The 5740-nt window shown below is 71.8% G+C and carries 1 protein-coding gene; it reads left to right on the top strand.

What is annotated here, in order from left to right; genetic code table 11:
- Positions 1 to 5740: SDR family NAD(P)-dependent oxidoreductase (locus tag ACYVE9_RS13790; RefSeq protein ID WP_461028119.1), on the top strand; the 5740-nt coding region annotated here is incomplete at both ends.

The raw sequence follows: 5740 nt of genomic DNA, 5'->3' as shown, positions 1-5740 counted from the left end.
CACCCGCGGCGCGTCGGCGTCTCCGCCTTCGGCGTCAGCGGCACCAACGCGCACGTCGTCCTCGAGGAGGCCCCGCCCGCGCCCTCCGCCGCCGACGGGGCAACGGACCCGCAGCCCGACGGCGAGGACGGCACCGGGACGGCGGCCGTCGGGACGGACCGCACCCCGCCCGTACTGCCCTGGCCCCTGTCCGCCCGGACCCCCGAAGCGCTCCGCGGGCAGGCACGTGCCCTGCTCACCCACCTCGACACCCACCCCGCCGACAACGACCAGGACATCGCCCACACCCTCGCGGCCCGCCGGTCCCACTTCGACCACCGGGCCGTGGTCCTCGGCGACAGCCGCGACACGCTCGTCAGCGGGCTGAAGGCGCTCGCCGCAGGTGAGACGGCCGCACCCGTCGTCGTGAACACCGCACGACGAGGAAAGCGCACCGCGTTCCTGTTCTCGGGTCAGGGTGCGCAGCGTCCTGGTATGGGTCGTGAGTTGTACGAGGCGTTTCCGGTGTTCGCCGATGCCTTCGACGAGGTCTGTGCCCAGGTGGGTGGGGATCTGAGGTCGGTGGTGTTCGGTGATGATGCGGAGGTGTTGGGTCGGACGGAGTGGGCGCAGCCGGCGTTGTTCGCGGTGGAGGTGGCGCTGTTCCGCCTGGTGGAGTCTTTCGGTGTGCGTCCGGATTTCCTGGTGGGTCATTCCATCGGTGAGTTGGCTGCCGCGCATGTGGCGGGTGTGGTGTCGCTGTCGGACGCCTGCCGCCTGGTGGTGGCGCGTGGTCGGTTGATGCAGGCGTTGCCGGCTGGTGGGGTGATGGTGGCGGTGGAGGCTTCCGAGTCGGAGGTCGAACCGCTGCTGGAGGGTCGTGCGGGTGAGGTGTCGATCGCGGCGGTCAACGGTCCGCGTGCGGTGGTCATCGCGGGGGCTGAGGCGGCCGTGTCCGAGGTTGCCGATCGGCTGTCGGCTTCGGGTTGTCGTACGTCGCGTCTGCGGGTGAGTCATGCGTTCCATTCGCCGTTGATGGAGCCGATGTTGGCGGAGTTCCGTGCGGTGGCCGAGCAGGTCACCTACTCCGCCCCCGTGATCCCGGTCGTCTCCAACGTCACCGGACGCCTCGCCCAGGACGGCGAGTTGGTCACGGCCGATTACTGGGTGCGTCATGTCCGGGAGGCGGTGCGGTTCGCCGACGGCATCCAAAGCCTCACCGAGCAGGGCGTCACGCGCTTCCTGGAGATCGGACCCGACAGCACCCTCACCGCCCTCACCCGGACCGCGACGGCGGCGGGCGGTGACGACCAGGTCGCCGTGTCGCTGCTGCGCAAGGACCGGAACGAACCGCACACCGCCATGGCCGCGCTGGCCGCCCTGCACACCGCGGGGACCACCGTCGACTTCAACGCCGTACTCCCGGGTGAGCACCGGCCGGTCGACCTGCCGACGTACGCCTTCCAGCGGAGCCGCTACTGGCTCGACCCGGTCTCCGACCACTCAGGGCCCCGCGGCGGCCACCCCCTGCTGTCCGCGGTCATCAGTCTCGCCGACACCTCCACCGTGGTGGCGACAGCACGGCTGTCACGCCGAACCCGGCCCTGGCTCACGCAACTCACCACCAGCGGTGGCTCGCTGGTGAGCGCCTCGGTGCTCACCGACCTGGCTCTGCACACCGGCCGAGCCCTCGGCCTGCACCGCCTCCACGAGTTCCACGCCGACGTCCCCCTGGAACTGCCGGACGCGGGTGAGCTCGAAGTACAGACCGTCACCCAGGCCGCGGACGACAGCAGCGGCCTGCGCTCCTTCGCCGTCTACGCGCGCCCCACCGCCCCGGCCGACGGGATCTCCGACGCCCTCGACTCCCGCCCCTGGGTCCGGTACGCCCACGGCACCCTGGCTCAGCACTCCGACGAGGACGCCGCCCCGCCCCTCCCCGCCGTCCGGGAATGGCCGCCCCCCGGCGCGACGCCGATCGACCTGGACCAGTTGTACGCCGCAGCCGACACCCGTCTCCGCGAGTTCGACGCCACCGGTGGCGACAGCGAGCCCACCTCGCCGCTGACCGCCGCCTGGCGCCTCGGTGACGACATCCTCGCGGAAGCGGCCCTGCCCGAGTCCCAGGTGCCGGACGCGGCCCGGTTCGCCGTGCACCCGGTGCTGCTGGACGCCGCGCTCGTCGCCCTCACCGCGCTCGACGGCTCTCCGGCCCACCTCGTCACCTGGGAGGGGGTGACCCTGCACGCAAGCGACGCCGAAGCCGTGCGGATCCACATCAGCCCACGCGCCGACACCGGGGCCACCCTGCGCCTCCTCGACGGCGCCGGCGCCCCCGTCCTGACCGCCGGCACCGTCGCCGTCCAGCCCCGCACCGACGACTGTCCCGGCGCCGCCGCCACGGACCGCGGCAGCGACGTCTACACCACGACCTGGGCCCCGGCCGGAACGGCCGTCCTTCCCGAGCCGGCGCACCTCACCGTGCACAGCGGCCCGGACGAGCTGCTCGACACCGTGCAGTCGGCCACGGCGTCCGCCCCGCCCGCCGAGTGCGTCGTCGTGCCCTGGCGCGCCACGGACACCGGGCCGGACCTGGCCGCCCGGGTGCACGGCGCCACCACGCACGCCCTGGACCTGCTGCAACGCTGGCTCGCCGACGAGCACACTGCCCACTCCCGGCTGGTCGTGGTGACCCGTGGCGCGGTCGCCGCCACGGACGGCGAGGCCGTCACCGACCTGCCGGGTGCCGCCGCCAGAGGACTGATGAAGTCCGCACAGGCCGAGAACCCCGGCCGCATCCTCCTTCTCGACGCCGACACGGACCCCACCCCCGACCAGCTCGCCGAGGCCGCACGCCACGACGTGGACGAACTCGCCCTGCGAGAGGGAGCGTTCCTCACCCCCCGGTTGGGCAGGGCGGGGGACGGCCCCGCCACACCGGGCGCCTCCTTCGACCCGCACCACACGGTCCTGGTCACCGGCGGCACCGGAACGGTCGGCGCCGCCACGGTCCGCCACCTGGTCGCCGAGCACGGCGTCCGGCACCTGCTGCTGCTCAACCGCCGTGGCCCGGACGCACCCGGCGCCGACGCGCTGACAGCTGAACTCACCGCGGCCGGCGCCCGGATACGCGTCGCGGCGTGCGACGTCGCCGACCGGAACGCCCTCGCCGACGTCATCGCCACCATTCCCGAGGAGCACCCGCTCGGCGCCGTGGTGCACGCCGCCGGCGCTCTCGACGACGGTGTGATCACCTCCCTGACGTCCGACCGCGTCGCCGCCGTCCTGCGCCCCAAGGTCGACGCCGCGATCAACCTGCACGACGCCACCCGTGCCCACGATCTGACGGCCTTCGTACTGTTCTCCTCCGCCGCCGCCACGTTCGGCGGCCCCGGCCAGGGCAACTACGCCGCAGCGAACTCCTTTCTCGACGCCTTCGCCACACAACTCGCCGCCGAGGGACGGCCCGCCGTGGCCATCGCCTGGGGCCTGTGGGAGGCGAACAGCACCATGACCCGAGGAATCAGCGACGCCGGGATCAGCCGGGCCCGGCGCAGCGGACTCGGCGCCCTGCCCACCCAGGACGCCGTCGCCCTCTTCGACCGCTGCCTCGCCCACACCGGCCGTGCGCCGCTCCCGCTGAGACTGGACCACGCGGTCCTCCAGCAGGCGGCAGACGAACTCCCGCCGCTGCTCCAGTCCCTGGCGGGGCGCCGGAAACTGCGCAAGGCATCCCCGCTCAGCGCTGTGTCCCCGCTCGGTCTGGTCGCCCTCCCCGAGGCCGAGCGCCGCAACACCCTGACGGACCTGGTGCGCACCACGCTGGCCACCGTCCTCGGACACGCGTCGGGTGAGCCGTTGGACCTGGAGAAGCCCTTCAGCGGACTGGGACTCGACTCCCTCACCTCACTCGAACTGCGCAACGCCCTCACCAAGGCGACCGGGCTGGCTCTCCCGGCGACACTGGTCTTCGACCACCCGACGCCCGAAGCCGTCATCGACCACCTCCTGCACCAGACGGCGCCCGGGACCGCCCAGGACGGTGGAACGCCGCTCCCCGCGCACGCAGGCCACACGGCCGGGCTCGCCGACGACCCCGTCGCCATCATCGGTGTGGGCTGCCGTTTCCCCGGGGGAGTGGACACTCCGGAACAGCTCTGGGACCTGCTGCTGCGCGGTGAGGACGCCATCGGCGACTTCCCCGACGACCGCGGCTGGGAGAACCTGACCGCCGCCGACGAGACGACCGACGGTCCGGACTACACCCGCCGAGGGGCCTTCCTGTCAGATGTGGCGGGTTTTGACGCCGAGTTTTTCGGAGTGTCGCCGCGTGAGGCGTTGGCGATGGATCCGCAGCAGCGGTTGTTGTTGGAGACGTCGTGGGAGGCGGTGGAACGGGCCGGTATCGACCCGCGTTCGCTGCGCGGCAGCCAGGTCGGGGTGTTCACCGGCACCAACGGCCAGGACTACCCGGCCCTGTTGAACGCCTCCGACGGCGACTTCGGCGGGTACGTCGGCACGGGCAACGCGGCGAGCGTGGTATCGGGGCGTCTGTCGTACGTGCTGGGGCTTGAGGGGCCGGCGGTCACGGTGGACACGGCGTGCTCGTCGTCCCTCGTGGCACTGCACTGGGCCATCCGTGCCCTCACCACCGGCGAGTGCCCGATGGCGCTCGTCGCCGGAGTCACCGTCATGTCCACCCCTTCGGCCTTCGAGGAGTTCTCGCGGCAGGGGGGTCTTGCGTCGGATGGTCGGTGTAAGGCTTTTGGTGAGGGTGCGGATGGTACGGGGTGGGGTGAGGGTGTTGGTGTGCTGTTGGTGGAGCGGCTTTCGGACGCTCGCCGCAAGGGGCACAACGTGTTGGCGGTGGTGCGGGGGAGTGCGGTCAATCAGGACGGTGCTTCCAACGGCCTGACGGCGCCGAACGGTCCGTCGCAGCAGCGGGTGATTCGCGCGGCGTTGGCGAGTGCTGGGGTGTCCGCTGCGGATGTGGATGCAGTGGAGGCGCATGGCACGGGTACCTCGCTCGGTGATCCGATCGAGGCGCAGGCGTTGTTGGCGACTTATGGTCAGGGTCGCCCCGAGGAGCGGCCTTTGTGGTTGGGGTCGGTGAAGTCGAATCTTGGTCATACGCAGGCTGCTGCGGGTGTGGCGGGTGTGATCAAGATGGTGGAGGCGTTGCGGCGTGGTGTGTTGCCGGCGACGTTGCATGCGCAGGAGCCGTCCTCGCATGTGGACTGGTCGGCGGGTGGGGTGCGGTTGCTGACCGAACCGCAGGACTGGCCGCAGCACGACCACCCTCGCCGCGCGGGCGTCTCCTCCTTCGGCTTCAGCGGGACCAACGCCCACGTCATCCTCGAACAGGCCCCCGAGAGCGAGGAGGGCATTGGCGCACGCGTCGAGCGTGAGCTGCCCGTGGTCCCGTGGGTGCTGTCCGGCCGTGGCCCCGAAGCACTTCGGGCACAGGCAGCACGGCTTCTCGCCCACGCGCACTCGGCGCGAGAGATCGACGTGCATCAGGTGGCGGTCGCTCTGGCGACTACCCGCAGTTCCTTCGAGGACCGTGCCGTGGTGCGGGGCGGAGATCGGGCCGCTCTGCTGGCGGGCCTCGATGCCCTGGTACGTGGTGAGCCTGCTGCGAACGTGGTCGAGGGCTCGGTCGGCGAGGGCAAGGTCGCGTTCCTGTTCTCGGGTCAGGGTGCGCAACGTCCTGGTATGGGGCGTGAGTTGTACGAGGCGTTTCCGGTGTTCGCCGATGCCT

The organism is Streptomyces sparsus (assembly GCF_054776295.1).
This window is presented reverse-complemented; position numbering and strand designations above follow the sequence as displayed.